This is a genomic window from Sphingomonas phyllosphaerae (assembly GCA_036946405.1).
Lineage (GTDB): Bacteria > Pseudomonadota > Alphaproteobacteria > Sphingomonadales > Sphingomonadaceae > Sphingomonas > Sphingomonas phyllosphaerae_D.
Window position 1 is genome coordinate 2,369,424 of the sequence record JAQIJC010000001.1, and the last position, 22,702, is coordinate 2,392,125.

22 protein-coding genes are annotated in these 22,702 nt (G+C 68.4%); 10 read left to right on the forward strand and 12 right to left on the reverse strand.

From position 1 onward, the window contains the following. The first annotated feature begins 67 nt into the window (after positions 1-67). Both PGN12_11350 and PGN12_11355 read left to right on the forward strand, forming a co-directional pair. Positions 68-1,441: an NAD(P)H-hydrate dehydratase gene (locus PGN12_11350; protein ID MEH3104490.1), complete on the forward strand. Its 1,374-nt coding sequence runs from the start codon at positions 68-70 to the stop codon at positions 1,439-1,441. Then, positions 1,438-2,616 carry a class I SAM-dependent RNA methyltransferase gene (locus PGN12_11355; GenBank protein ID MEH3104491.1) on the forward strand — a complete coding sequence of 393 codons (1,179 nt, stop codon included), beginning with the start codon at positions 1,438-1,440 and terminating at the stop codon, positions 2,614-2,616. The genes PGN12_11350 and PGN12_11355 overlap by 4 nt, the downstream gene beginning before the upstream one ends. Here PGN12_11355 and truA read toward each other — a convergent pair. After that, complete coding sequence (gene truA, locus PGN12_11360; GenBank protein MEH3104492.1) at positions 2,556-3,347, reverse strand: tRNA pseudouridine(38-40) synthase TruA; 792 nt, start codon at positions 3,345-3,347, stop codon at positions 2,556-2,558. The genes PGN12_11355 and truA overlap by 61 nt on opposite strands. Next, positions 3,344-4,249: a methionyl-tRNA formyltransferase gene (gene fmt, locus PGN12_11365; protein ID MEH3104493.1), complete on the reverse strand. Its 906-nt coding sequence runs from the start codon at positions 4,247-4,249 to the stop codon at positions 3,344-3,346. The genes truA and fmt overlap by 4 nt, the downstream gene beginning before the upstream one ends. A gap of 52 nt (positions 4,250-4,301) precedes the next feature. Here fmt and recR point away from each other — a divergent pair, with 52 nt between their 5' ends. From recR to rmuC, 3 genes are all read left to right on the forward strand, one after another. Then, positions 4,302-4,898 (forward strand): recombination mediator RecR, encoded by a 597-nt coding sequence (gene recR, locus PGN12_11370; protein MEH3104494.1) that lies wholly within the window; start codon positions 4,302-4,304, stop codon positions 4,896-4,898. Positions 4,899-4,929: 31 nt separating this feature from the next. Beyond that, positions 4,930-5,460, forward strand: a complete 531-nt coding sequence (gene def, locus PGN12_11375) for a peptide deformylase (GenBank protein ID MEH3104495.1) — start codon at positions 4,930-4,932, stop codon at positions 5,458-5,460. Between the two features lie 67 nt (positions 5,461-5,527). Beyond that, positions 5,528-6,907: a DNA recombination protein RmuC gene (rmuC, locus tag PGN12_11380; protein ID MEH3104496.1), complete on the forward strand. Its 1,380-nt coding sequence runs from the start codon at positions 5,528-5,530 to the stop codon at positions 6,905-6,907. A 429-nt stretch (positions 6,908-7,336) separates the two neighbouring features. Here the strand turns inward: rmuC and PGN12_11385 are convergent, their stop codons facing one another. The 8 genes from PGN12_11385 to PGN12_11420 all read right to left on the reverse strand — a co-directional run bounded on the left by PGN12_11385 (position 7,337) and on the right by PGN12_11420 (position 15,901). Continuing rightward, on the reverse strand, positions 7,337-9,463 hold the full coding sequence (locus tag PGN12_11385) for a TonB-dependent receptor (protein ID MEH3104497.1): 2,127 nt from the start codon (positions 9,461-9,463) through the stop codon (positions 7,337-7,339). A 61-nt stretch (positions 9,464-9,524) separates the two neighbouring features. Then, a complete protein-coding gene (locus tag PGN12_11390; GenBank protein ID MEH3104498.1) occupies positions 9,525-9,764 on the reverse strand; it encodes a hypothetical protein in 240 nt (79 codons plus the stop codon). Continuing rightward, a complete protein-coding gene (locus tag PGN12_11395; protein MEH3104499.1) occupies positions 9,761-11,014 on the reverse strand; it encodes an N-succinylarginine dihydrolase in 1,254 nt (417 codons plus the stop codon). The genes PGN12_11390 and PGN12_11395 overlap by 4 nt, the downstream gene beginning before the upstream one ends. Beyond that, positions 11,011-12,027: an arginine N-succinyltransferase gene (locus tag PGN12_11400; protein ID MEH3104500.1), complete on the reverse strand. Its 1,017-nt coding sequence runs from the start codon at positions 12,025-12,027 to the stop codon at positions 11,011-11,013. The genes PGN12_11395 and PGN12_11400 overlap by 4 nt, the downstream gene beginning before the upstream one ends. Next, on the reverse strand, positions 12,024-13,226 hold the full coding sequence (locus tag PGN12_11405) for a hydrolase (GenBank protein MEH3104501.1): 1,203 nt from the start codon (positions 13,224-13,226) through the stop codon (positions 12,024-12,026). The genes PGN12_11400 and PGN12_11405 overlap by 4 nt, the downstream gene beginning before the upstream one ends. A gap of 73 nt (positions 13,227-13,299) precedes the next feature. Continuing rightward, a complete protein-coding gene (locus PGN12_11410) occupies positions 13,300-14,358 on the reverse strand; it encodes a DUF481 domain-containing protein (GenBank protein ID MEH3104502.1) in 1,059 nt (352 codons plus the stop codon). A gap of 15 nt (positions 14,359-14,373) precedes the next feature. Further along, a complete protein-coding gene (locus tag PGN12_11415; protein MEH3104503.1) occupies positions 14,374-14,877 on the reverse strand; it encodes an RNA pyrophosphohydrolase in 504 nt (167 codons plus the stop codon). Between the two features lie 31 nt (positions 14,878-14,908). Next, positions 14,909-15,901, reverse strand: a complete 993-nt coding sequence (locus PGN12_11420) for an alpha/beta hydrolase (GenBank protein ID MEH3104504.1) — start codon at positions 15,899-15,901, stop codon at positions 14,909-14,911. A 42-nt stretch (positions 15,902-15,943) separates the two neighbouring features. Between PGN12_11420 and PGN12_11425 the strand changes: the two genes are divergently transcribed. Genes PGN12_11425 through PGN12_11435 form a run of 3 tightly spaced genes read left to right on the forward strand, consistent with a single transcriptional unit; the run spans position 15,944 to position 19,446 of the window. Beyond that, on the forward strand, positions 15,944-16,864 hold the full coding sequence (locus tag PGN12_11425) for a histone deacetylase (protein ID MEH3104505.1): 921 nt from the start codon (positions 15,944-15,946) through the stop codon (positions 16,862-16,864). An 8-nt stretch (positions 16,865-16,872) separates the two neighbouring features. Beyond that, a complete protein-coding gene (locus PGN12_11430) occupies positions 16,873-18,213 on the forward strand; it encodes a deoxyribodipyrimidine photo-lyase (protein ID MEH3104506.1) in 1,341 nt (446 codons plus the stop codon). Positions 18,214-18,225: 12 nt separating this feature from the next. After that, positions 18,226-19,446, forward strand: coding sequence for a cyclopropane-fatty-acyl-phospholipid synthase (locus tag PGN12_11435; GenBank protein MEH3104507.1), 1,221 nt, complete (start codon positions 18,226-18,228; stop codon positions 19,444-19,446). Here the strand turns inward: PGN12_11435 and PGN12_11440 are convergent. Both PGN12_11440 and purF read right to left on the reverse strand, forming a co-directional pair. Then, the gene (locus PGN12_11440; protein MEH3104508.1) at positions 19,443-20,150 is read right to left on the reverse strand and encodes an SDR family NAD(P)-dependent oxidoreductase; all 708 of its coding nucleotides are present in this window, start codon (positions 20,148-20,150) and stop codon (positions 19,443-19,445) included. The two genes, PGN12_11435 and PGN12_11440, sit on opposite strands and share 4 nt — an antisense overlap. Positions 20,151-20,257: 107 nt before the next feature. Further along, a complete protein-coding gene (purF, locus tag PGN12_11445; GenBank protein MEH3104509.1) occupies positions 20,258-21,715 on the reverse strand; it encodes an amidophosphoribosyltransferase in 1,458 nt (485 codons plus the stop codon). 129 nt (positions 21,716-21,844) lie between these two features. Here purF and hisI point away from each other — a divergent pair, with 129 nt between their 5' ends. Further along, complete coding sequence (hisI, locus tag PGN12_11450; GenBank protein ID MEH3104510.1) at positions 21,845-22,207, forward strand: phosphoribosyl-AMP cyclohydrolase; 363 nt, start codon at positions 21,845-21,847, stop codon at positions 22,205-22,207. Next, entirely contained in the window at positions 22,207-22,692 is a 486-nt protein-coding gene (locus PGN12_11455; GenBank protein MEH3104511.1) for a hypothetical protein, read from the forward strand. Before hisI ends, PGN12_11455 begins: the two co-directional genes overlap by 1 nt. The last annotated feature ends 10 nt before the right edge of the window (positions 22,693-22,702 follow it).

Consider the following 22,702-nt stretch of genomic DNA (forward strand, 5'->3'; position numbering starts at 1 on the left):
TCCGGGGCGACGAGTGTTGGCGAACGAACCGCTTCACTCCGCCGCCGCCAGCGGGTAGGCGGCGGTGATGATCCCGATCGCCGGAACCCCCGTGCTTACCGCCGCCGAGATGCGCGCGGCGGAAGCCGCCGTCATCACCAGCGGCACCAGCGTCGATACACTGATGCAGCGTGCCGGCGCAGGCATCGCCGACGCCGTCCGGCGGCTGGCCGGTGTCAACGAGGTGCTGGTCCTGTGCGGTCCCGGCAACAACGGCGGCGACGGCTATGTCGCCGCCGCGCGGTTGCACGCCGCGGGGCGCACGGTTCGCGTCGCCGCCTCCGCCGAACCTCGCACGCCCGCCGCGATCGCCGCCCGCGCCTTGTGGACGGGCGCGGTCGAGCCGCTCGCGACGGTCGCCCCCGCACCCGTGCTGGTCGATGCGCTGTTCGGCACCGGCCTGTCGCGCGCGCTAGAAGAAGACACAGGTTCGTCGCTCAAACGTTTGGTTGAACAGACTAATTTGGCCATCGCGGTTGACGTGCCGAGCGGCGTCGCCACCGACGATGGCGCGCTGCTCGGCGACGTTCCGACCTTCCACGTCACGCTCGCGCTCGGCGCGGCCAAGCCCGCGCACCTGCTCCAGCCCGCCGCCGCGCGCTGCGGCGCGGTGCGCGTGATCCCGATCGGCGTCGCAGCCAGAAGCGCCACGCACATCCTCGCGCGACCCGATCTTCGCGCTCCGGCGGTCAACGCGCATAAATTCACGCGCGGGATGGTCGCGGTCGTTCGGGGGCGGATGGCCGGCGCCGCACAACTGGCGGCGCGCGCGGCGATGCACGCCGGCGCAGGGTATGTCGAACTGCTTGGTGCGACGATCCCCGGCGCGCCGCATGCGCTGGTCCGCCGCCGCTGCGATGCGGAGGCGCTCGCCGATCCACGCATCGCGGCGCTGCTGATCGGTCCCGGGCTCGGCCGGGACGACGCGGCGCGCGTGCTGCTCGATCAGGCGCTCGCTACCGATCACCCGCTGGTGATCGACGGCGACGCGCTTCATCTGGTCAGCCCCGAGCGGCTTTGCGAGCGTAGCGCGCCGCTGATCCTCACCCCGCACGCCGGCGAATTCACCGCCTTGTTCGGCGCGCCGACCGGCAGCAAGCTTGCCGCCGCCCGCGACGCAGCGATGCGGGCACAGGCCATCGTGGTCTTCAAGGGACCCGATACCGTCATCGCCGCGCCCGATGGTAGTGCGATCATGGCCGGTGAGGCGACCTCATGGCTGTCGACGGCGGGCAGCGGCGACGTGCTCGCCGGCGCGATCGCGGCGATGCTGGCGGGGGGACGCGCGCCGCTCGACGCTGCGGCGGCCGGAGTCTGGCTGCACGCCGCGGCGGCCCGCCGGCTCGGCCCCGCGTTCATTGCCGACGACCTCGTAACGGCCCTGTCGGGAGCGCGCGCATGACCACGATCGTTCGCGTCGCCGCGCGCGGCGAGGGCATTGCTGACGATGGCCGGCATGTAGCGTTCGCCGCGCCGGGCGACTCGCTTGCCGCCGATGGCACGGTCGTTCGTGGCCCGCACCATCTCGACCCGCCGTGCCGGCATTATCCCGAATGTGGCGGCTGCCAGCTCCAGCATCTCGACGATGTCGCCTGGTCCGGATTCATCGTCGATCGCATCGCTTCCGCGCTCGAGGCGCAGGGCGTGCGCGCACCGATCCGCGCGCCAGCGCTCTCGCCGCCGCGCACGCGTCGCCGCGCCTCGCTGCACGTCGAGCCGTCGGGCCGGATCGGCTTCACCGCCGAGCGCAGCCACCAGATCGTCGATCTTCACGAATGCCATGTGCTCGCGCCCGAGCTGTTCGCCTTGGTCCGCCCGCTCAAGCGCTTGCTCCCGACTTTCAAGGCGAAACGGCGGCTCGACGTCCATCTGACGCTCGCCGACCAGGGCGTCGACGTGCTGGTGAAGGGCGTCGCGCCGGAGGGGTTGGCGCATCACGATGCGCTCACCGCTTTCGCGCAGGCGCACGGCGTCGCCCGCATCGCCTTCGACGACGGCATGGGACCGGAGGTGCGTTGGGAGCCCGAGCCGGTGACGATCACGCTCGGCGGCGTCGCGGTGCCGCTACCGCCGGGCGCGTTCCTGCAAGCGACCGTCGAAGGCGAGGCGGCGCTGGTCGCGGCCGCGCGCGAAGCCGTGCAGGGCGCGCGGGTCGTCGCCGATCTGTTCGCCGGCCTCGGCACCTTCGCGCTATCGCTCGACGCGCGCGTTTATGCGGCAGAGGGCGCGCGCGACGCGATCATGGCGCTCAAGGCCGCGGCGGGGCGTGCGCAGCGGCCAGTGTTCACCGAGCACCGCGACCTGTTTCGCCGCCCGTTGACCACGGCCGAACTCGACCGTTTCGACGCGATCGTCCTCGACCCGCCGCGCGCCGGAGCACGCGAGCAGGTGCTGCAACTCGCCGCGTCAAAGGTCGCGAGGATTGGCTATATTTCCTGCAATCCCGGCAGCTTCGCGCGTGATGCGCAGGAGTTGTGTAAGGGCGGCTACACGCTCGACTGGGTGCAGCCGGTTGGTCAGTTCCGCTGGTCGACGCACGTCGAACTGGCGTCGCGCTTCAGCCGGTCGCCGGGGTAGAGCGCCTTCACGAAGAATAGCCCGTCGGGCGGCGCGTTCAGCCCCAGCCGCCCGCGATCTGCGGCGCGCAGCGCGTCGCCAAGATCGTCGACCGACCATCGGCCCATCCCGACCAGCGCGAGGCAGCCGACCATCGAGCGCACCTGATGGTGGAGGAACGACCGCGCCTCGACCCGGGCGATCACCCGGTCGCCGTCGCGCACCACCTCGAACCAGTCGATCGACTTGAGCGGGCTCGCCGCCTGACAATGCGCCGAACGGAAGGTAGTGAAGTCATGCGCGCCAACCAGCACCTGCGCGCCCGCGTGCATCGCGGTGGCGTCGAGCGGCTGAGGGATCTGCCACGCGAGCCCCTTCTGGAAGGTCAGCGGGGAGCGACGATTGACGATCCGATATTCATAAGCGCGCGCAAGGCACGAGAATCGCGCGTGAAATTCTTCGTCCACCTCGACGCAGTCGAGGATGGCGATCGGCGCCGGCCGCAGCCGCGCGTTGAGCGCCTCGCCCAGCCGGAACGCACCGATCGGCTTGGCGATGTCCAGATGCGCGCGCATCCCCAGCCCGTGGACGCCGGCATCGGTGCGCCCCGCGCAATGCACCACGACCTGCTCGCCGGTGACCGCGAGCGCCGCTTCCTCGATCGTCTGCTGAACGCTGGGCCCATGCGCCTGCCGCTGCCAGCCCATGAACGGCCGGCCGTCGAACTCGACGGTCAGCGCATAACGCGTCACAGCTGCGTACCGACCGGGATCGGAAAGCCGCGCAACAACTCCGCCACGCTCATCACCCCGCGTCCGGCGCGCTGCACCCGCGTGGGCCGGATCGCCCTATTGCCGCACGCGATCGTCAACATGTCGTCGAGCACCTCACCCGGCGGCCCGTCCCCCGCCGCCATTTCGGCTTCGAGCACCTTCATCCGTTCGCCCTGATGCTCGAAGAACGCGCCCGGCACCGGACAAAAGGCCGCAACCTGCCGCACCACCTGCGCGGCACCCGCTCCGAAATCGATCCGCGCCTCGTCCTTGCGGATCTTTTCGGCGTAGGTGATGCCGTCCTCCGGCTGCACAACGGGCGGGTAGGCATCGGGGTCGCGCAACACCTCCGCCATCAGATGCGCGCCCATTATTGCTAGTTCTTCCGTCAGTTGTCCGGCGTTCTTGCCATCGATCGACGTCCGCCCCTCCAGCCGCACCGGCCCGGTGTCCAGCCCGGCTTCCATCTGCATGATCCCGACTCCGGTCTCGGCATCGCCGGCGAGGATCGCGCGCTGTACCGGCGCCGCGCCCCGCCAGCGCGGCAGCAGCGAGCCATGAACGTTGAGGCATCCCAGCCGCGGTGCGTCCAGCACAGCCCGTGGCAGGATCAGCCCATACGCCGCGACGACCGCGACATCGGCGTCGTGCGCCGCGAACGCCGCCTGCGCCTCGGCGTCGCGCAACGTCACCGGCGTTCGCACCGGTACGCCCAGTTCCTCCGCCCGGGCATGCACCGGTGAGCGCACCAGCTCGCGGCCGCGCCGCCCGCCCGGCCGCGGTGGCTGGCTATACGCCGCCACGACGTCATGCCCGTCCGCCACCAGCGCCTCCAGCGTCGGCACCGCGAACGCCGGAGTTCCCATGAAGATGATCCGCATCGCTTCTCTCGACACGCTGGCGGCGCGCCGCGCAACCCCCTATCTGTTCCGCATGGCATCCCCCGAGATCGAGGCGCTGACGAGCGCGCTGGCGCGGCTCCCCGGTTTCGGCCCCCGCTCGGCGCGGCGCGCGGTGCTTCATCTGCTCAAGCGCCGCGAGGCATCACTGGTGCCGTTGCGCGCGGCGTTGACGGCGGTGGAGGAACGCCTTGCAACCTGCGGAATTTGCGGAAACGTCGACACTAGCGACCCGTGCCAGATCTGCGCCGATCCGCGCCGCGATCCGCGCAGCCTGTGCGTGGTCGAGGATGTCAGCGACCTGTGGGCGCTGGAGCGCGGGCGGCTGTTCCCCGGCCGTTTCCACGTGCTGGGCGGGCGGCTGTCGGCGCTGGAGGGCGTCCGGCCGGAGGATCTCGCAATTGAGGGTCTGATCACGCGGGTCGCCGATGGCGCGGTCGACGAGGTCGTGCTCGCGATGAACGCCACGCTCGAAGGCCAGACCACCGCGCATTATCTGGTTGAGCGGCTGGAGCGCTTTCCGGTTCGGCTCACGCAGCTTGCGCACGGGCTGCCGGTCGGTGGCGAGTTGGATTATCTCGACGAAGGTACGCTCGCGCAGGCGCTGCGCGCGCGCCGCCCGGTCGCTTGACGGGCGGGCGACGCGCTTCTAGCCCCGCGCCATGGCCATTCTCCCGATCGTAGAAGTCCCCGACGCGCGCCTGCGCGAAACCGCCGAGCCCGTCGCGGACGTGAACGATGCCGTGCGCGCGATCGTCGCCGATATGTTCGACACTATGTATGACGCGCATGGCATCGGGCTGGCGGCGGTGCAGGTCGGCATCATGCAGCGGATCGTCGTGATCGATCTGCAGGAACGAGAACTGGAAGAAGGCGAGCCGCGTGAGGCGGCGCGCGATCCACGCGCGTTCATCAACCCGGAACTCACGTGGCTTAGCGAGGAAACCTCGAGCTACAACGAAGGCTGTCTCTCGATCCCGGAGCAATATGCCGAGGTTACCCGGCCGACGCGCTGCCGGGTCAAGTGGCTCGACACCACCGGTGCAACGCAGGAGGCGGAGTTCGACGGGCTGCTGTCGACATGTATGCAGCACGAGATCGATCACCTGAACGGGGTGCTGTTCATCGATCACATCTCGCGGCTGAAGCGCGGGATGTTGCTCAAGAAGCTCGACAAGCTCCGCCGGGGCTGATCCTCTGGCCGCGCGTGGCGGCAATTAACGGTTGTCGCCGGCGCCTCGTTCGATCTATGTTCCGGCAATGCTTGAATATGTCCTCGTCGCTCTCTTGGCGCTCGCCCTTGGTGCTCTGCTCGGCTGGCTCGCGGGCAAGCGCGAGGCGGCCGGCTTCCGTCAGGAGCGCGACGCACAGGTCGAGCAGTTCAAGCGCGCGATCACCGACCTCGCCAGCGCGGAGGAACGCGCTCGCGCCGCCGAGACGCTCCGCACGGAACTGACCCAGGCGCGCGACGAGCGCGAGACCGCGCGCTTGCAGGTGTCGCGGCTGGAGGCGGAGGGCCGCGCCGCCGAGCAGCGCATCGCCGACCTGCGCGCCGCCGCCGACGAGATGAGCCTGCGCTTCCGCGAGGTCGCGCAAAACGCGCTCGGCGAGGCGCAGAAGCAGTTCCTCGAACGTGCCGAGGCGCGCTTTCGGCAGGCCGAGGAGCAATCGGGGCAGGGGCTGCGCGCGCTGCTTCAGCCGGTCAACGATCGACTGCTCCGCTACGAAGAGGGCGTCGCGAAGATCGAGGCCGAGCGCCGCGACGCGTTCGGCGAGCTGCGCGGCCAGATCGAGGCGATGCGCGTCGGGCAGGAGCGTGTCTCGGGCGAGGCCGCCAAGTTGGTCAATGTGCTCCGCAACGCCCCGAAGGCGCGCGGGCGCTGGGGTGAGCAGCAACTCCGCAACGTGCTCGAATCGTGCGGACTCGCCGAGCACACCGACTTCCGCATGGAGGTGAGCGTCACCGGCGAGGAAGGCGCGCGTCTCCGTCCCGACGCGATCGTCCGCGTGCCGGGCGGCAAGTCGCTGATCATCGACGCCAAGGTGTCGCTCAACGCCTATCAGGACGCGTTCGGCGCGGTGGACGAGGCGGAGCGGCAGCTGGGGCTCGCCGCGCATGCCGCATCGATGCGCACGCACGTCAACGCGCTGGGCGCCAAGGCTTATTGGACACAGTTCGACGACGCGCCCGAATATGTCGTGATGTTCGTCCCTGGCGAGCATTTCCTCTCCGCCGCGCTCGAACATGACGCCGGGCTGTGGGATTACGCGTTCGAGCGCCGCGTGCTGCTCGCCACCCCGACCAACCTGATCGCGATCGCCCGCACCGTTTCGGCGGTGTGGCGTCAGGAGAAACTGGCGCGCGAAGCGCAGGAGATCGGCGCGCTCGGCAAGGAACTGTACCAGCGGCTCGCGGTGATGGGCGGGCATGTCGCGCGGCTCGGCAAGAATCTCGACACCGCGATGGGCGCGTACAACAGCTTCGTCGGCAGTTTGGAGAGTCAGGTGCTGACCAGCGCGCGCCGCTTCGAATCGCTCAACATCGACACCGGCAACAAGACGATCGATACATTGCCGGTCGGCGAACAGGCCGCCCGCCCGCTGACCAAGCTGGTCGCGGTAGAGGATGCGGCGGAATAGCTATGCTCGTGGCGGCGGATCAAGGTCGTCGCGATCGACAGTGATGAGCGAACGACCGAGGCGCTCGCGCGGCTGACGGAAAGCGGGAAGGAGCGCCCTCGTCGCTGCTGGCTGCCGCAGATCGCCGAAGAGGGCATCGCTCCGCACGCGGTCGACAAGCGGCTGAAGATGGCGCGCGCCGGATGCGGCGTTGCGCGGGGTCATGAAGCCGGACGATTGGCCCCGCACTGAATCGTCAACAAGCCTGCCCCGATAGAGGCGGCAGTTAACCGGCGTGTGACGCCAAGCTACGCTGGCGCACGCCGTTGGTCCGGCCGCCGGCTCGGCGCGGGGGCAGATCGCGCGCCGCCTGCGCCCCGCACCGGGCGCAGGCTCATCAGCCACGAGGCAATCGACGGCTTCGTCCGAAGCCGCCGAAGGCATCGACGATCAAATCCCCATGCGGAACGTCACGCGCACGTCGCGACCGGCCAATGGCGCAAAGTCCTTGAGCACGCTCGCGGCGCGACGTGCCTCGACGTCGAAGATGTTGTTCGCCGCCAAGAGGATGCTGCGCCGGTCGCTTCCGCCCCAAGGATGGAAGGAGAGCGAGGCGTTGACCATCGTATAGCCATCGGTCCGCGTTTCGAACGGGGCGGTGCGGTTCTGCGAGAAGGCGCGCTCCACCTCGACACGCGCGCCGCTGGTGTCGTTGCGCGCTTCGATCCCGCCAAGCAGACGCAGCGGCGGAATCCGCGGCACCGGGCTGCGGTCCACGACCTCGGCATGGACGTAATCGCCGAGCAGATCGGCGGTGATGACATGCGTGCCGATCGTCGCCAGCCGTGCCGACGCATCCGCCTCGAAGCCGTAATAGCGTGCCTTCGCCTGATCGTAGCGGAAGCACGGCAGCTCGACCTCACCCTGCGCCGCCGTTACGCACGCTGCCTCGTCGACTTGCGACTCATAGATGTAGTTGTCGAACCAATTGTAATAGGCCGACGCATCGAGGCTAAAGATCTGGTTGTGCGCGTGGAGCGTCGCTTCCAGTCCCCACGAGGTTTCCGCGCGGAAGTTGGGGTTGCCCAGCTCATAGGCCTGCGTGCCGGCATGCGGTCCGTTGGCGAACAATTCCTCGGCGGAGGGCGCGCGCGCCGTGCGCGACCCGTTCAACCCGACGCGTACCCCGTCCGCGATCGTGTAGGCCGCACCCAGCGACCCCGACCACGTTTCGAAGCTACGATCTGCACCCGTGAACCGCTCGGTTCCTTCGCGAAAGCCGGGATCGGCCGTGAGCCGCGTCTGTTCATAGCGCAGCCCGCCCTCCGCCTTGAAGCGGCCGTCCTCGAATTGCTGGAGGGTGAAGAGCCCGGTCTGTTCGGTCTGGTTGCGCGGCAGGAACGCCTCGTCGCCGACCACGTCGAACGCACGGCTGAAATATTGCACGCCGCTGGCACCCTGCCACGCGCCGCGCTTCGCCTGCACGACTTCGAGCCGCGCCTCGAGCCCCTTGTTGTAGAAGGCGGTGCCGACCGAGCCGTCTTCCTCCAGCTCGAAATGCCGGTAATCGGCATGCGCGGCGCGGATGCGGATCGCGTCGATCAGCGAACCGTGCGGCGTCACCTCGGCGCGCAGGTCGTAGCGGTTCTGCACGACATCGAGCCGCGGCGCTTCCTGCTCCTGCCCGAGCGCGGTCGCATAGCGCACCGGCACGCCGTAGAGGCTGTCGTAATGGCCGTAGGAGACGCCAAGCATCCCGCCATCGGTAATGATCGACGCGCCGGCACCGGCGGTCCACGTCTCCGCTCCGCTGTTGGGCAGCTTGCCGCTCAGCGCGGCGTTGCCGGCGAAGTCGATCGGCTCGTCACCGTCCTGCGGTGCGCCCGCCAGCGCCAGCGAAGCGCGGCGCGCGGCGCGCGACAGGATGAACCCGCCAGTGCGCAGGTCGTCCGCCTTCAGATATGATCCGTCGACGTGCAACACGAGCGGACCGGCCGCGGTCACGTCCGCCGCGCCGCCGATCGAGCGCTCGTTCGCCGCGCTGCCATAGGTGCCGATCGCATCGACCCGATAGCCGTTCTCGGGCAGCGCACGGGGGATGCGCCGGTCGACGACGTTGACCACGCCGCCGACCGCCGACGAGCCGTACAGCAGCGCCGCCGGACCGCGCAGCACCTCGACGCGCTCGGCAAGCAGCGGGTCGATCACCACCGCATGGTCGACCGAGGTATTCGAGACGTCGATGGACCCGATGCCGTCGGTCAGGACGCGGATCCGATCACCCTGGAAACCGCGCAGGATCGGCCGCGACGCGTTCGGGCCGAAGGAGGTCGCCGACACGCCGGGCAATCGTGCAAGCGTCTCGCCGATCGTCGGGCGAAGTTCGCGGGTCAGATTCGCACCGGTCAGCACCGACGTGCCCTGCAGGACGTCGGCCTCGCTGGTCTGGATCGGCGCGGTGACGATCACCTCGTCGGAACGGTGCGGATCGGACTGCCGCGCGGAACCGGCCGTCTGGGCGGCAGCGGGCAGGGCAAGCGGTGCAAGCGCGACGGCGGCAAACAACATGGTCTTCATTGGCGACTCCATCATGAGTCCCCCATAGCGCCATGTTACAACATATCAATAGCCGATAGAATCAGCCGTTCGCGTCGCGTTCGACCCCGTCGATGATCTTGCCGCCCGCCATGAACACGACGATCGTGCATGCGACGAACATGATCCAGCCCGGCGTGCCGGGGAAGCGGTGGAGATAGGTCATTCCCCGCTCGACCGCGCCGGTGGCGATCGCGTAGATCAGCATGAACGCCTCGAATTTGGTCTTGACGACGAACAGCCGCGCGAACCCGCGCCACCAGCGTTGCACCCGCGCGGTCATGCGCGAAGCTCCATCAGGCCAAGTTCGTCGACCAGCGCAGTGCGGGCGGTCGCGATCTGTCCGAGCAACGCCTGGTTGCCGAGGTCGTCGGGCGCGATCGTCTCGGGCCAATGACGCTCGATCACCATCGCGATGCGATCGAGCCGACGGTCGTCGACGAGGAACCGCGGGTCGACGGTCGCCGGATCGCAGACGACGCGCAGCCGCAGGCACGCCGGGCCGCCACCGTTCGCCATCGACTCGCGGACATCGACCACCTCGACGCGGCGAATCGGCCCGTTGCCGGCGAGATGCGCCCCGATCCATTGCCATACGCGTGGGTTGGCGCGTGCTTCTTCGGGCACGATCAGCGTCGGCACGCCATCGGGCGGAGTCACGAGTTGCGCGTTGAAGAGGTAGGAGCCGATCGCATCGCTCAGGCTCACTTCCGCCGCCCGCACCTCGACGATTTCGACCTCGGGCAGCAAGCGGCGGAGATCGGCGTAAAAGCCATCGCGATCCGCGAATGCCTGCTCGTGCGCCAGCAAAATCCGCTCGTTGGCGACCGCGACCACGTCGTTGTGGAAGGCGCCGGCGGCAATCGCCTCGACCGACTGCTGGACGAACAGCGTCCGCGCGGGGTCGAGCCCATGATGCCGCGCGATCGCGCGACTGGCCTCGACATGCTGCCGCGCCGGAAACGCGCCACCGGCGACGCCGTAGACGAACACCTCCACGCCCGGCGCATCATGCGCGGTACACAGCCGCATGTGGTTCGCCGCGCCCTCATCGCCGAACGGTGGGAGGACGGGCGGTTGCACGACGAAATGCGCGACATCCGCAAACGCGACGTGCAACTGCTCCAGCGTCGCGCGCCATTCGTGACTGCGATGCGGCATCGTCACCAGATTGGCGATGGTCAGGTGGCAGCGCCCGTCCGCGGTGTCGGGCGCGGGAGAGACGGTCGCCGCATTGGCGGCCCACATCGACGAGGCGGACAGGGCCTGCGCCTTCAGGTGCGCCGGGGCGTCATCATAATCGATCGCCAGCCGCGCCAGCCATGCGTGATCGGGGCGGGGCGGGGGGATCAGCACGCCCTGCACCAGCCCGAGCGCGAGATTGGCGCGCATCTTCGCCACGCCCTGCAACGCCGCGGCGCGCGGATGCGCGACTTGTCCGGCATTGGCGGTGGCGGCGAGATTGCCGAGGCTCAGCCCTGCATAATTGTGGCTGGGGCCGACGATCCCGTCGAAGTTGATCTCGCGTATCATATCCGTCCGATCCAGCTCACGCGGTCGCCCTCGCGCAGCCGTAGCGCCGTGGCCGCGGCCGGGTCCAGCGTCACACCCCCGTCGACCGTCCCGATGCGGGCGTAGGCGCAGCGGAAATCGGCGAGCCGTCCGGTCGCGACGAGCGCTTCGTTCTTGCCGCCCTCGCGCACCGCCACGACCGTCGCATCCTTTGCGTCGCGGACGGTGCGGATCTGGTCGGTCTTGACCGTCATCGTCGGGCCACCATCGAAGATGTCGATGTAATTCTCGTAGGCAAACCCCTCGTTCTCCAGCATCCGCATCGCCGCGCGGCCGGAAGGATGCGGGAGGCCGATCGACGCGCGGGCATGGTCGGAGAGCATCGCGGTATAGATCGGATGCTTGGGCATCAGATCGGCGATGAACTGGTGACCGTGTACCGCGTTAAATTCGTCGGCCTCCTGAAACCCCATGCCGAAGAACCGCCCGGCGAGCCCGTCCCAGAACGGCGACCCGCCCGCCTCGTCGATCACGCCCCGCAGCTCTGCAAGCGTCCGATCCGCGAAGCGCGGCCGATGCGCGCGAATGAACAGGTAGCGGCTGCGCGCCAGCAACAGCCCCAGCCCGCCGGCGCGTTCACCGGGATGCAGGAACAGCCCGCCGACCTCGCTCGCGCCCTCAAGGTCGGTGGTCAGCGACAGCATCTCGGCCCGGAATGTCCGCGCCAGCTCGCGGCTGTGCTGGGTCAGCGTGCCGAGCCGATAGCTGTAGAAGGGATGTTGCTGCCCGACATGCGTGAACAACTGGCACGTACCGCGCACCTCGCCGGTGACGTTGTTCTCGAGCATCAGCACGAACAATTCGTCGGTCAGCGAGGTGTCGTCATGTCCGAACGCGCGTGCGCTGCGCTCGAGCTTCGCGGTCAGCGCATTGCGATCCGGGGGCAGGTTGGTGAAACCGCCGCCGGTCAGCTTCGCCATCTCGTAGAGGTGCGCCAGATCGTGCGCATCGGCGGCGCGGATCACGAACGTCATGCCAGCGCTCCCTCGGCCAGTCGCAGCATCGTCACCGCCGAGAGCGCGGCGCGCTCGGCAAGGCTGTCGACGATCAGAAATTCGTCGGCGGAGTGGATCGCGCCGCCGCGTGCGCCCATCGTATCGACCACCGGCACGCCAAAGGCGGCGATATTGTTGCCGTCGCAGACGCCGCCGGTGTCGCGCCACGCGATCGGCTGGCCGAGGTCGGCCCCTGCGTCGCGGACCAGCGCGAACAGCCGCGCCGCGCCATGGTCGATCGGCTTGGGCGGACGGTTGAAGCTGCCATGGACCTCGATGCCGACGTCATACGCGGTCCGGACCGCGGCGACCGCGGCATCGATCGCGGTGCGCGCGCGCACGATTTCGGCGGCGTCGGCCGGGCGAAAGTTGACGCGGAGCACCGCGAGATCGGGGACGACATTGTTGGGACCGCCGCCCTCCATCCGCGCCGGATTGACCGCCAGCCGCGGCGAGCGTTCTTCGTGCAGCCGCACGGCCAGCGCGCTCGCGGCGACGATCGCATTGCGGCCGTCCTCCGGATTGCGCCCGGCATGGGCGGACCGACCGCGGATCACGATCGAGAAGTTTCCCGTGCCCCCACGAGCGCCGGCCAGCGTCCCGTCGGGTAGCGCGGGTTCGTAGGTCAGCGCCGCGATCTTGCCCCGTGCCGCCTCGGCCAGCAACGCAGTGGACGACAGCGATCCGGTTTCCTCGTCCGCGTTGATGACCACATCATAACCGAGCTGCGGCTTGCCCGCCTCGATCGCGAGCAGCGCTTCGAGCATCAGCGACAATCCCCCCTTCATGTCCGCCACACCGGGGCCATTGAGGATGCCGGGCTCACGCCAGCGCGACGTCTGGAAGGGGTGATCGGCAGGATAGACCGTGTCCATATGCCCGGTCAGCAGCAGCCGGACCGGCGCGTCGGGGCGGACCGACAGACGCAGATGGCGGCCATGCGCCAGCGGCACGACCTGCCCGTCCGCCCCGACGCTCTCGGTCGCGGTCGGCTCGATCAGCTCGATCTCCCCCGGCAGCGCCGCAAAGGCATCGGCCAAATCCGCCGCCATCGCCGCGCAGCCCGCGACGTTGCGCGTCCCGCTGTTGATCGCTGCCCATCGCTCGACGCGCAACAGCATCGCGGCGGCGTCGATCCTCTCCAGAGATGCCCGTTCGACGGGCGAAAGCTTGTTCATTCCGGCATCGTAGCGGGACGATGGCCGAAACGAAACACAGGGCTGATCGCCCCCGGTCGCGGGCGGTCGGTGCCTAAAAGGCGTAGACCAGTGACGCGCGGCTGGTCGTGTCGGTCGTCACCCGCCCGGCTGGCGGCTCGCTTTCATATTGCAGCGTGTACGACAGCCGCGCCGACAATGGCCCGAGCAGCTTCGCTTCGATCGCGGAGACGCTGCGGATCGTGCTGTTATAGCGTTCCCAGTACGCCGAGGCGCTTTGCGTCGCGGTGAGCCCGCTGAACAGCGTCCAGTTCAGCTCCATGCTTCCGCGCGCCGCGATGCTGCCCTGCATCGTGCGGTCGGTGAAGTCGGTCTGCCGGAAGGCCGGCCCCACCTCAATGTCGAGCGTCAGGCCGTTGCGGCGGAACACGCTGTAGCCGGCGCCTACCGAGGCCGAGTAGCGGTTGAAATAGCCGAGAAAGCGGTCGGACTCATATTGCCCGTTTCCGTAGATATAGCCGCGGTCGTTGAGCTTGTAGTTCGGCTGATAGCCGAGCGCGTACCGTTCGCGGCTGGTCACGCCGGCCGTGCGCTGGAAATCCGCCTGCGCCATGACGCGATGCCGCCAGCGCAGGCCCTCGCGGGTGAGGTCGGCGACTCCGGTGAGGCCGGTGACGTCGGAATTGCCGGTCGAGACGAACCCGCCCGCCTCGACCCGTCCGCTCCAAAGCTGGAACGCGCTGGCCTGTCGCACCCGCTCGTTGCGGGCGCGGGCACGCGCTTCCTTCCACTCGGTCGCACGGCGCAGCACCAGATCGCGCGCCCCCGGATCGCCGTTGCGCGCATATTTGACGAGCGTGTCGACGCCGGCCTCGTCGCCCGCCTGCATCGCGGCATCCAGCATCGCGCGCATTTCCGGCGAGATCTCCGGCCCGGGGATCCTGCCCAGCACGACGCCGACATCGTTGAGCACCGGCTCCGACACGTCGAGCGGCGGCGCGGTGATGAAAACCGGCTCTACCTCCAGCTCGGGCCGCTCGAGTGTCGTCTGGCGCCGCACACGCCGGGTCGTCGGGCCGCGGCGGCGCGTCTGGGCGACCGCCGGCTCCGGCAACGCGGCGAGACACACCGTCCCGATCAACACCGACAGCATCGTACGGCCTGCCGATCAGCGCGGCGGCGTAGCGTCGTTACCCGGCAGATGCGGGGCAAAGGCGGCGAGCACGTCGCGGTACAATTGCGCCTTGAACGGCACGATCAGCTGCGGGAGATCGGCGGGCGCGGCCCACCGCCACGCGCGAAACTCCGGGTGCGGCGTGTCGATATGAATATCGCTGTCCTCGCCGTCGAAGCGGAACAGGAACCAGCGTTGCCGCTGTCCGCGATACTTGCCCTTCCAGACCTTGCCGACCATTTCGGGTGGAAGGTCGTAGAAGAAGTCGTCGGGTGCCTCTGCGAGCAACGTCACCTTGTCGGCGGTGACCCCGGTTTCTTCCCACAACTCTCGCGTCGCCGCGGCCTGTGCATCTTCGCCCGGATCGATCCCGCCCTGCGGCATCTGCCATGCTTCCAGCACGTTATCGATGCGCTGACCGACGAACACCTGTCCGTCGCGATTGATGAGCATCACGCCCGCACAAGGGCGATAGGGCAGGGAGTCTGGCGCAGTCATGCCGGTCGAATAGGCTGCGTCTCGAAGTGCTTCAACCCGGTGCCTTCGCATTTGCGATATCGTGAGTCGCGGTCGCGACCGCTGCGCGCACGGCCGTCAGATACGCGGTGAGATCCCGTTGGCTGGAGGGGATCGCGCGGCGTAGCGTCGCGAAGCCGTGGATGTTGCCGCGCGCCTCCTGATAGGTGACCGGTACGCCCGCCAGCGCGAGCGCGGCGGCATAGGCGCGCGCCTGATCGCGCAACGGATCGAGCCCGGCCGCGACGATCACGGCGGGCGGCAGGTCGCGAAGGTCGTTGATGATCGGCGAGTAGCGCGCGTCGTGCGGGTCGGGTCGATAATGGTCGCCGAACCACCTCATCATCTCGCGCGTCAGCAGATAGCCTTCGGAGAAGGCGTCGAACGATGGGTAGCGGCGCGTCGCGTCGGTCGCCGGATAGATCGGTGCTTGGACGAGCACAGGTGCGTCAGCGGGCATGTCGCGCAACGCCACGCTGGCGACGATCGCCAGATTGCCGCCTGCGCTGTCGCCACTCAGTACCAGACCAGTGACGGCTTGACCCAGTTCGGCGGGGCTTCCCGCCACCCATCGCGCTGCCGCTTCGGCGTCGTCGGCCGCGGCGGGGAAGGGCGCTTCGGGGGCCAGCCGATATTCGACCGAGATCACGGGCAGGTCCAGCTGCCGGGCCATCTCCGCGGCGAGACTGGCGTGGCTGGCGACATTCCCGGCCACCCAGCCGCCGCCATGGTAGAACACTACCGCCGGTCCGGCCGATCGCGTCGCGCGCGCATCGAACAGCCGCGCGGGTAACGCGCCGGATGGACCGGGAATCGTCAATTCCCGCACCAATCCCAACTCGCCGAGTGGCGAGTCGGTGACGTCCTTCATCGCGATCATCGCCGCGCGCGCGTCCGCGACGCTCATCTCATGCGTGCGTGGGCCGGGGAGGTTGTTGAGATAGCCGAGGAAGCTCGCCACGTCCGGGCGGACGAACGGTTGTGCGGCGATGGTCGGTTCGGTCATTCGCTACTCCTGCGCGGGCGTGCCAATGCCTATCTTAGGTCGATGATCGCCATCGTCCACCATCCCGATTATGTCACCGAGGCGCCGGCCCGCAGCAGCTATCGATGGGGTAAGAATGGCGCGATCCGCGATCTGCTCCGCGCCGAGGGCGAACGGATCGTGTGGCACGAGCCCGAGCCGATGCCGCAGCGCTGGCTGGAGGCCGCGCATGATCCCGAATATGTGGCCGAAGTGCTCGCCGCACGGGTGCCTGCCGTCAAGGAACGGCGGATCGGCTTTCCCGTGACGCCGGTCGTGGCGCGCCGCGCGCAGATGGTGCCCGGCGGGACCTATCTCGCCGCCGTGCTCGCGCTGGAACAAGGTTTCGCTGCCAACACCGCCGGGGGCAGCCATCATGCCTTGTCGGACACCGGCGCAGGCTATTGCGTGTTCAACGATCTGGCAGTGGCCGCGCTTCGGCTGGTGGAGGAGGGGACGACCGCGCGCATACTGATCGTCGATGTCGACGTTCACCAGGGCGACGGTACCGCGGCGCTGACCGCCGGGCATCCGCAGATCGCCACCTATTCGATCCATGCCGAGAAGAACTTCCCGGTGCGGAAGGCGCGATCGACGCTCGACGTGCCGCTCGCCGATGCGATCGGCGATGACGCCTATCTGGCGGTGCTCGAAGAGACGCTCGCGCCGATGATCGCCGACTGGCAGCCGACCTTGATCCTCTATCAGGGCGGTGTCGATCCGTTTGCAGGCGACCGTCTCGGCCGGCTGGCGCTCAGTGAGGATGGACTCGTCCGGCGCGACCGGCTCGTCGCGCGACTGGCGAACGCCGCCGGCATCCCGCTCGCCTGTACGGTCGGTGGCGGCTACGGCGACGACGTGATGGCGATTGCGGCGCGCCATGTTCGCGTGATTTCGACGCTCGGCGAAGCATTCGCCGGAACCGCGCGGGGGAATTGTACGTAGCGCGAACGATGACTACTTTGCTTTGGCTGCGACAGGACCTGCGCCTTCACGATCAACCGGCGCTCGTCGCCGCCGCGCAGCAGGGCGCGGTGATCCCGGTCTATATCCTCGACGACGACGCGCCGGGCGATTGGCGGATCGGTGGGGCGCAGCGGTGGTGGCTTCATCACAGCCTCGCCGCACTCGACAAGGCGCTACGCGAGAAGGGCAGTCGGCTGATCCTGCGGCGCGGGAATGCGGTGTCGATCCTCGACGAATTGGTGGAGACGACCGGGGCCGAGGCGATCCACGCGATCCGTCACTACGAACCGTGGTGGCGCAAGGCGGAGGCGGCGCTCGGCGAGCGGCTATGCCTCCACGACGGCAATCATCTCGCCCCGCCGGAGCAGGTCACGACGGGGTCCGGCGGTCAGTTCCGCATCTATTCCGCGTTCTGGAAAGGGTTGCAGGAGCATTTGCCGCCCGAGAAGCCGCTCGCCGCGCCGGACGAGATCCCACCGCCCAAGAAGTGGCCGAAAAGCGACAAGCTCGCCGACTGGCGCCTGTTGCCGTCGAAGCCGGATTGGTCGGGCGGTTTCGACTGGACGCCGGGCGAGGACGCGGCATGTCGGAAGATCGCTTCCCTCGACCTCAAGGGCTATGACGATCGGCGCAACATGCCCGCCGTGGAAGGCACGTCGCGCTTTTCGCCGCATCTGCACTTCGGCGAGGTATCGCCCCGCGCGGTCTGGCATGCCAGCGGCGCGCACGACGTGACGTTTCGCAAGGAACTGGCGTGGCGCGATTTCACCGATGGCGTCGTGCTCGCCTTGCCGGATTATGCCGACAAGAACGGTCGTTCGGCCTTCGACAAGCTGCCATGGCGTACCGGCAAGGGTGCCAGAACCGATTTGCGCGCCTGGCAGACCGGGCAGACCGGCTATCCGATCGTCGATGCCGGAATGCGACAGCTTTGGCAGAGCGGCTGGATGCACAATCGCGTGCGGATGATTACCGCCTCCTTCCTGATCAAGCATCTGCTGATCGACTGGCGCGAGGGCGAACGCTGGTTCTGGGACTGCCTCGTCGACGCCGACTACGGGAACAATTCGGTGAACTGGCAATGGGTCGCCGGCACCGGGATCGACGCCAACATGTTCGGGCGGATCATGGCGCCGCTGACCCAGTCCGAGAAGTTCGACGCGGGCGACTACATCCGCCGGTGGGTTCCCGAGCTGAAGGATGTGCCGGACGAGGCGATCCACGATCCCGATGCCGCCGGCTGTCGTCCCGACTCTTACCCGGCCAAGCTGATCGGGCATCGCGAAGCGCGTGAACGCGCGCTGGCGGCGGGCAAGAAGGTGCGTTAGGGCGCGTCCGCCATGGACGCGGCCACCTCTCATCCTTCGCCTGCCCGGGGTCGTGCGCGGCTATTTGCGCCGATCTGGCGCCGCATCCTCGATCGGATCGGTCGCGGACTGCGGGAGGGCGCGATCGAGGCGCAGCTACCCGATGGAACGCAGCGGTTGCTCGGTGGCCATGCGCCGGGGCCGGTCGCGGTGGTGCGGCTGGTGCGGTGGCGGGCGCTGTGGCGGCTGGTCACCGCCGGGTCGATCGGCTGGTACGAAGGCTGGGCGGCCGGCGACTGGACCAGCCCCGATCTGGTGCCGATCTTCGATCTGTTCGTGCGCAACCGCGCCGCGCTCGGCAATGTCGCGCGCGCCAAGCATGTCGCGCGGCTTGCGGTGTGGCTCGGCCATCGCCTGCGCCGCAATCACCGCAGCGGGGCGCGACGCAACATCGCCGCGCACTACGATCTGGGGAACGACTTCTATCGCGAGTGGCTCGATGCGACGCTGACCTATTCGAGTGCGCTCGATGTGGTCGAAGGCGAGCCACTGGAAGCAGCGCAGCAGCGCAAGCTCGATGCGATTCTGACGCGCACCGCAACCAGCGCCGGGCAATCGATCCTCGAGATCGGCTGCGGCTGGGGATCGTTCGCAGCGACCGCGTCTGCGGCCGGCGTCGCGGTGCACGGGCTGACGCTCTCCACCGAGCAGCGCGACCATGTGCTCGCGCGTGGGCTGGAGGGGGTGACGGTCGCGCTGACCGATTATCGCGACGTCACCGGCCGCTATGACGCGGTCGCCAGCATCGAAATGGTCGAGGCGGTCGGACCCGAATATTGGCCTGCCTATCTGTCGACGATCGCGCGTGTGCTGAAGCCGGGCGCCCGCGCCGCCTTGCAGTTCATCACGATCGCCGACGATATCTGGGATGCCTATAATGGCAGCGCCGACTTCATCCAGCGCTATGTCTTTCCGGGTGGGTCGCTGCTTTCCGCAAGCCGCTTTCGCGCGCTTGCCGAGGCGCACGGGCTTTTGTGGCAGGACGAACATCGCTTCGGGATCGACTATGCCGAAACGCTGCTCGACTGGCGCCGCCGCTTCGACCGCGCCGCGGCCGATGGCCGGCTTCCGCCACGCTTCGACGCGCGCTTCCAGCAGCTCTGGCGCTATTACCTGATGTATTGCGAAGGCGGCTTCCGCGGCGGCGGGATCGACGTCATGCAAGTGACGCTGGTGAAGGCGAGCCCAGCCTAGCCGACCCGTTCGCGATGGTTCACCGGGAACCCCTCGGCCGCCAACGCCACGATCCGCGCCGCGACCGTCTCGGGCGGCTTGACAGAATTGGGGTCCTCACCCGGATAGGCGCGCGCGCGCATCTTGGTGCGCGTGGCCCCCGGATCGAGCACCGCCACGCGGATCTTGCTCACCTCGGCGGTTTCATCGCCATATGCCTCCAGCAGCGTTTCGAACGCCGCCTTCGACGCGCCATAGGCGCCCCAATAGGCCCGCGGCGTACGCCCGACCGATGACGTAACGCCGATCACGCGCGCGCCGGCCGAGCGGCGCAGCATCGGATCGAACGCCTGGATCAGCGCCACCTGTGCCGAGACGTTGAGCGTCAGCACCTGCGCGAGTTCCTTGGCGTCGATCGCCGGCACCGCCGCGAGCGATCCGAGCATCCCGGCGTTGAGCACCATCACGTCCAGCGCCTGCCAGCGCTCGCCGATCGCGGTCGCCAGCCGGGCGATCGAGTCGCTCTGCGCGAGATCGAGCGGCGCGATCGTCGCCGATCCGCCCGCGTCGAAGATCCGCTGCTCGACCTCTTCCAGCCCGCTGGCGGTGCGCGCGGTCAGCACGACATGCGCGCCCAGTTCCGCCAGGGCGATCGCGGTCGCCGCGCCGATCCCACGGCTGGCGCCGGTCACCAGCGCCAGTTTGTCGGCAAGCTGCTTGTTCATGGACGTCATCCCGGACTCGTTCCGGGATCCACCGTCCCGCGAACCTGTTGATCGCCACTCTTGCGGCACGGTGGATGCCGGGACGGGCCCAGCATGATGGCAGAAGCCTAGTTCACCCGTTCGGCGAGCATCGCGAATTGGTCGACCGCGCTCGACTCGTCGTGGTCGGTCAGCGTGCTCGGATAGTCGCCGGTGAAGCATGCATCGCAATAACGCGGCCGTCCGTCGGCGCGCTGCGCTTCGCCCAACGCCTTGTAGAGCCCGTCGATCGAGACGAACGCGAGACTGTCGGCGTGGATGAAGTCGGTCATTCCCCCCAGATCCAGCTTCGCCGCGAGCAGCTTGGCGCGCTCCGGCGTGTCGACGCCGTAGAAGCAGCTGTGCCGCGTCGGCGGTGAGGCGATGCGCATGTGCACCTCCGCCGCGCCGGCCTCGCGCATCATCTGCACGATCTTCAGCGAAGTGGTGCCGCGCACGATCGAATCGTCGATCAGCACGACCTTCTTGCCCTGGATCAGCGCGCGATTGGCGTTGTGCTTCAGCTTGACGCCGAGGTGACGAACCTTGTCGCCCGGCTGGATGAAGGTGCGCCCGACATAGTGCGAGCGGATGATGCCGAGTTCGAACGGGATACCCGATTCCTGCGCATAACCGATCGCGGCGGGGACGCCCGAATCGGGCACCGGGATCACGAGATCGGCGTCGACCGGCGCTTCGATTGCCAGCTGCGCGCCGATGTTCTTGCGCACCGAATAGATCGAGTGATCGTCGACGATCGAATCAGGTCGCGAGAAATACACCCACTCGAAGATGCACGGACGCGCCGCGACCTGCTCAAACGGGCGGATCGAACGCACTTCGCCGTTCTGGACGATTACCAGCTCACCCGGTTCGACCGAGCGCTCGAAGGTCGCACCGACCACGTCGAGCGCGACCGTCTCGCTGGCGAAGATGTACGTGTCGCCCAGCTTGCCCATCACCAGCGGACGAATGCCCAGCGGATCGCGGCACGCGATCATGCCGTCCGGCGTCATCACGATCAGCGCATAGGCGCCCTCGACCTGCTTCAGCGCGTCGATGAACTTGTCGAGCAACGTCCGATACTGGCTGGTCGCGACCAAATGGATGATCGTCTCGGTATCGGAGGTCGACTGGAAGATCGATCCACGCCGCACCAGCTCACGACGCAGGCGCATCGCATTCGAAATGTTGCCGTTGTGCGCGATCGCGAACCCGCCCGATTGCAATTCGGCGTAGAGCGGCTGGACGTTGCGCAGCGCGGTTTCGCCGGTCGTCGAATAGCGGACGTGTCCGCAGGCGACGTCGCCGGCAAGGGCGCGGATGACCTCGTCGCGGTCGAAATTCCCGGCGACATGGCCCATCGCGCGATGCGTATGGAAGAGGTGGCCGTCGAAGCTGGTGATGCCCGCGGCCTCCTGGCCGCGATGCTGGAGCGCATGGAGGCCCAGCGCGACGAGCGCGGCCGCGCCCTCCGAGCCGGAGGCACCGAAGATGCCGCATTCCTCGTGGAGATGATCGTCGTCGAACGGATGTGTCGTCAGCATAAGCGGTGGGGGCTCGCGTTGTGCGGGGCCGCATATAGCGACGGTCGCGCAAATGTCATCAATTGCCGGGGATCGGTCGACGATATCGTGCGTTGTGACGCGCCTTCGCCTGTTCTACGCGGTTTCCGCATGAGCGATCCGCGTGAAGATGGCAGTGATTTCCTGCCCAAATTCGATGCCGCCGGACTGGTGACGGCGGTCGTGACCGATCGGGCCAGTGGCGGATTGCTGATGGTCGCGCACATGAACGCCGCAGCGATCGAAGCCACACGCGCGAGCGGAGAGGCCACCTTCTTCTCTCGCAGCCGCGGAAGGCTTTGGAAGAAGGGTGAAACCTCCGGCAATATCCTGCGGGTGGTCGAGATACGCGTCGATTGCGACCAGGATGCGCTGTGGATCATCGCCGATCCGACCGGCCCAGCTTGCCACACCGGCGCACCGAGCTGCTTCTATCGGCGCCTGACCGATTCGGGGCTGGAGCGCGTCGGCTGATGATGCGTGCGGCGATCGTCCTGTCGCTGTTGCTCGTAGGCTGCTCGTCCGCCCCCGAACCGGTCGACGACGACGCGGCGGGCAGGGCGCTGGAGGCGGCGGCGCACAAGGCGGGGATCGTCGGCGACATCGCCGATGCGACCGGCGTCTACGCGGTTGGTGAGGACCGGCTTTGCATGACCGGCGCAGCGCCGCGCTACCGGATCGGCGTCAGCGTCGACTTCGGCGACGGACAGCGCTGTATCGCGCACGGCACGGCACAGGGAAGGGGCGCGCTGGCGATCGACCTCGGTGACGGCTGCCGCCTTACGGCAACCCACAATGGCGATCGCTTGCTGTTCCCGGTCCGCGCCCCGGCCGGCTGCGCGCGATATTGCCAAGGTCGCGCGACGCTCGACACGCTCGCGCTCGACCGGCTGAGCGAGGCAAGTGGCGAGGCGACGCGGTTGCGCGGGGCGGACGGCAAGTTACTGTGCGCTGATTGACGTTCACGTA

Bases quoted from the DNA above. Each gene is read 5' to 3' on its own strand.
- fmt (MEH3104493.1), bottom strand. From the start codon at position 4,249: ATGCGGATCATCTTCATGGGAACTCCGGCGTTCGCGGTGCCGACGCTG.
- PGN12_11395 (MEH3104499.1), bottom strand. From the start codon at position 11,014: ATGATACGCGAGATCAACTTCGACGGGATCGTCGGCCCCAGCCACAAT.
- PGN12_11390 (MEH3104498.1), bottom strand. From the start codon at position 9,764: ATGACCGCGCGGGTGCAACGCTGGTGGCGCGGGTTCGCGCGGCTGTTC.
- PGN12_11355 (MEH3104491.1), top strand. From the start codon at position 1,438: ATGACCACGATCGTTCGCGTCGCCGCGCGCGGCGAGGGCATTGCTGAC.
- PGN12_11385 (MEH3104497.1), bottom strand. From the start codon at position 9,463: ATGAAGACCATGTTGTTTGCCGCCGTCGCGCTTGCACCGCTTGCCCTG.
- purF (MEH3104509.1), bottom strand. From the start codon at position 21,715: ATGCTGACGACACATCCGTTCGACGACGATCATCTCCACGAGGAATGC.
- PGN12_11420 (MEH3104504.1), bottom strand. From the start codon at position 15,901: ATGACCGAACCGACCATCGCCGCACAACCGTTCGTCCGCCCGGACGTG.
- PGN12_11405 (MEH3104501.1), bottom strand. From the start codon at position 13,226: ATGAACAAGCTTTCGCCCGTCGAACGGGCATCTCTGGAGAGGATCGAC.
- def (MEH3104495.1), top strand. From the start codon at position 4,930: ATGGCCATTCTCCCGATCGTAGAAGTCCCCGACGCGCGCCTGCGCGAA.
- PGN12_11415 (MEH3104503.1), bottom strand. From the start codon at position 14,877: ATGACTGCGCCAGACTCCCTGCCCTATCGCCCTTGTGCGGGCGTGATG.
- PGN12_11400 (MEH3104500.1), bottom strand. From the start codon at position 12,027: ATGACGTTCGTGATCCGCGCCGCCGATGCGCACGATCTGGCGCACCTC.
- PGN12_11430 (MEH3104506.1), top strand. From the start codon at position 16,873: ATGACTACTTTGCTTTGGCTGCGACAGGACCTGCGCCTTCACGATCAA.
- rmuC (MEH3104496.1), top strand. From the start codon at position 5,528: ATGCTTGAATATGTCCTCGTCGCTCTCTTGGCGCTCGCCCTTGGTGCT.
- PGN12_11425 (MEH3104505.1), top strand. From the start codon at position 15,944: ATGATCGCCATCGTCCACCATCCCGATTATGTCACCGAGGCGCCGGCC.
- PGN12_11455 (MEH3104511.1), top strand. From the start codon at position 22,207: ATGATGCGTGCGGCGATCGTCCTGTCGCTGTTGCTCGTAGGCTGCTCG.
- PGN12_11350 (MEH3104490.1), top strand. From the start codon at position 68: ATGATCCCGATCGCCGGAACCCCCGTGCTTACCGCCGCCGAGATGCGC.
- PGN12_11435 (MEH3104507.1), top strand. From the start codon at position 18,226: ATGGACGCGGCCACCTCTCATCCTTCGCCTGCCCGGGGTCGTGCGCGG.
- recR (MEH3104494.1), top strand. From the start codon at position 4,302: ATGGCATCCCCCGAGATCGAGGCGCTGACGAGCGCGCTGGCGCGGCTC.
- PGN12_11410 (MEH3104502.1), bottom strand. From the start codon at position 14,358: ATGCTGTCGGTGTTGATCGGGACGGTGTGTCTCGCCGCGTTGCCGGAG.
- PGN12_11440 (MEH3104508.1), bottom strand. From the start codon at position 20,150: ATGAACAAGCAGCTTGCCGACAAACTGGCGCTGGTGACCGGCGCCAGC.
- hisI (MEH3104510.1), top strand. From the start codon at position 21,845: ATGAGCGATCCGCGTGAAGATGGCAGTGATTTCCTGCCCAAATTCGAT.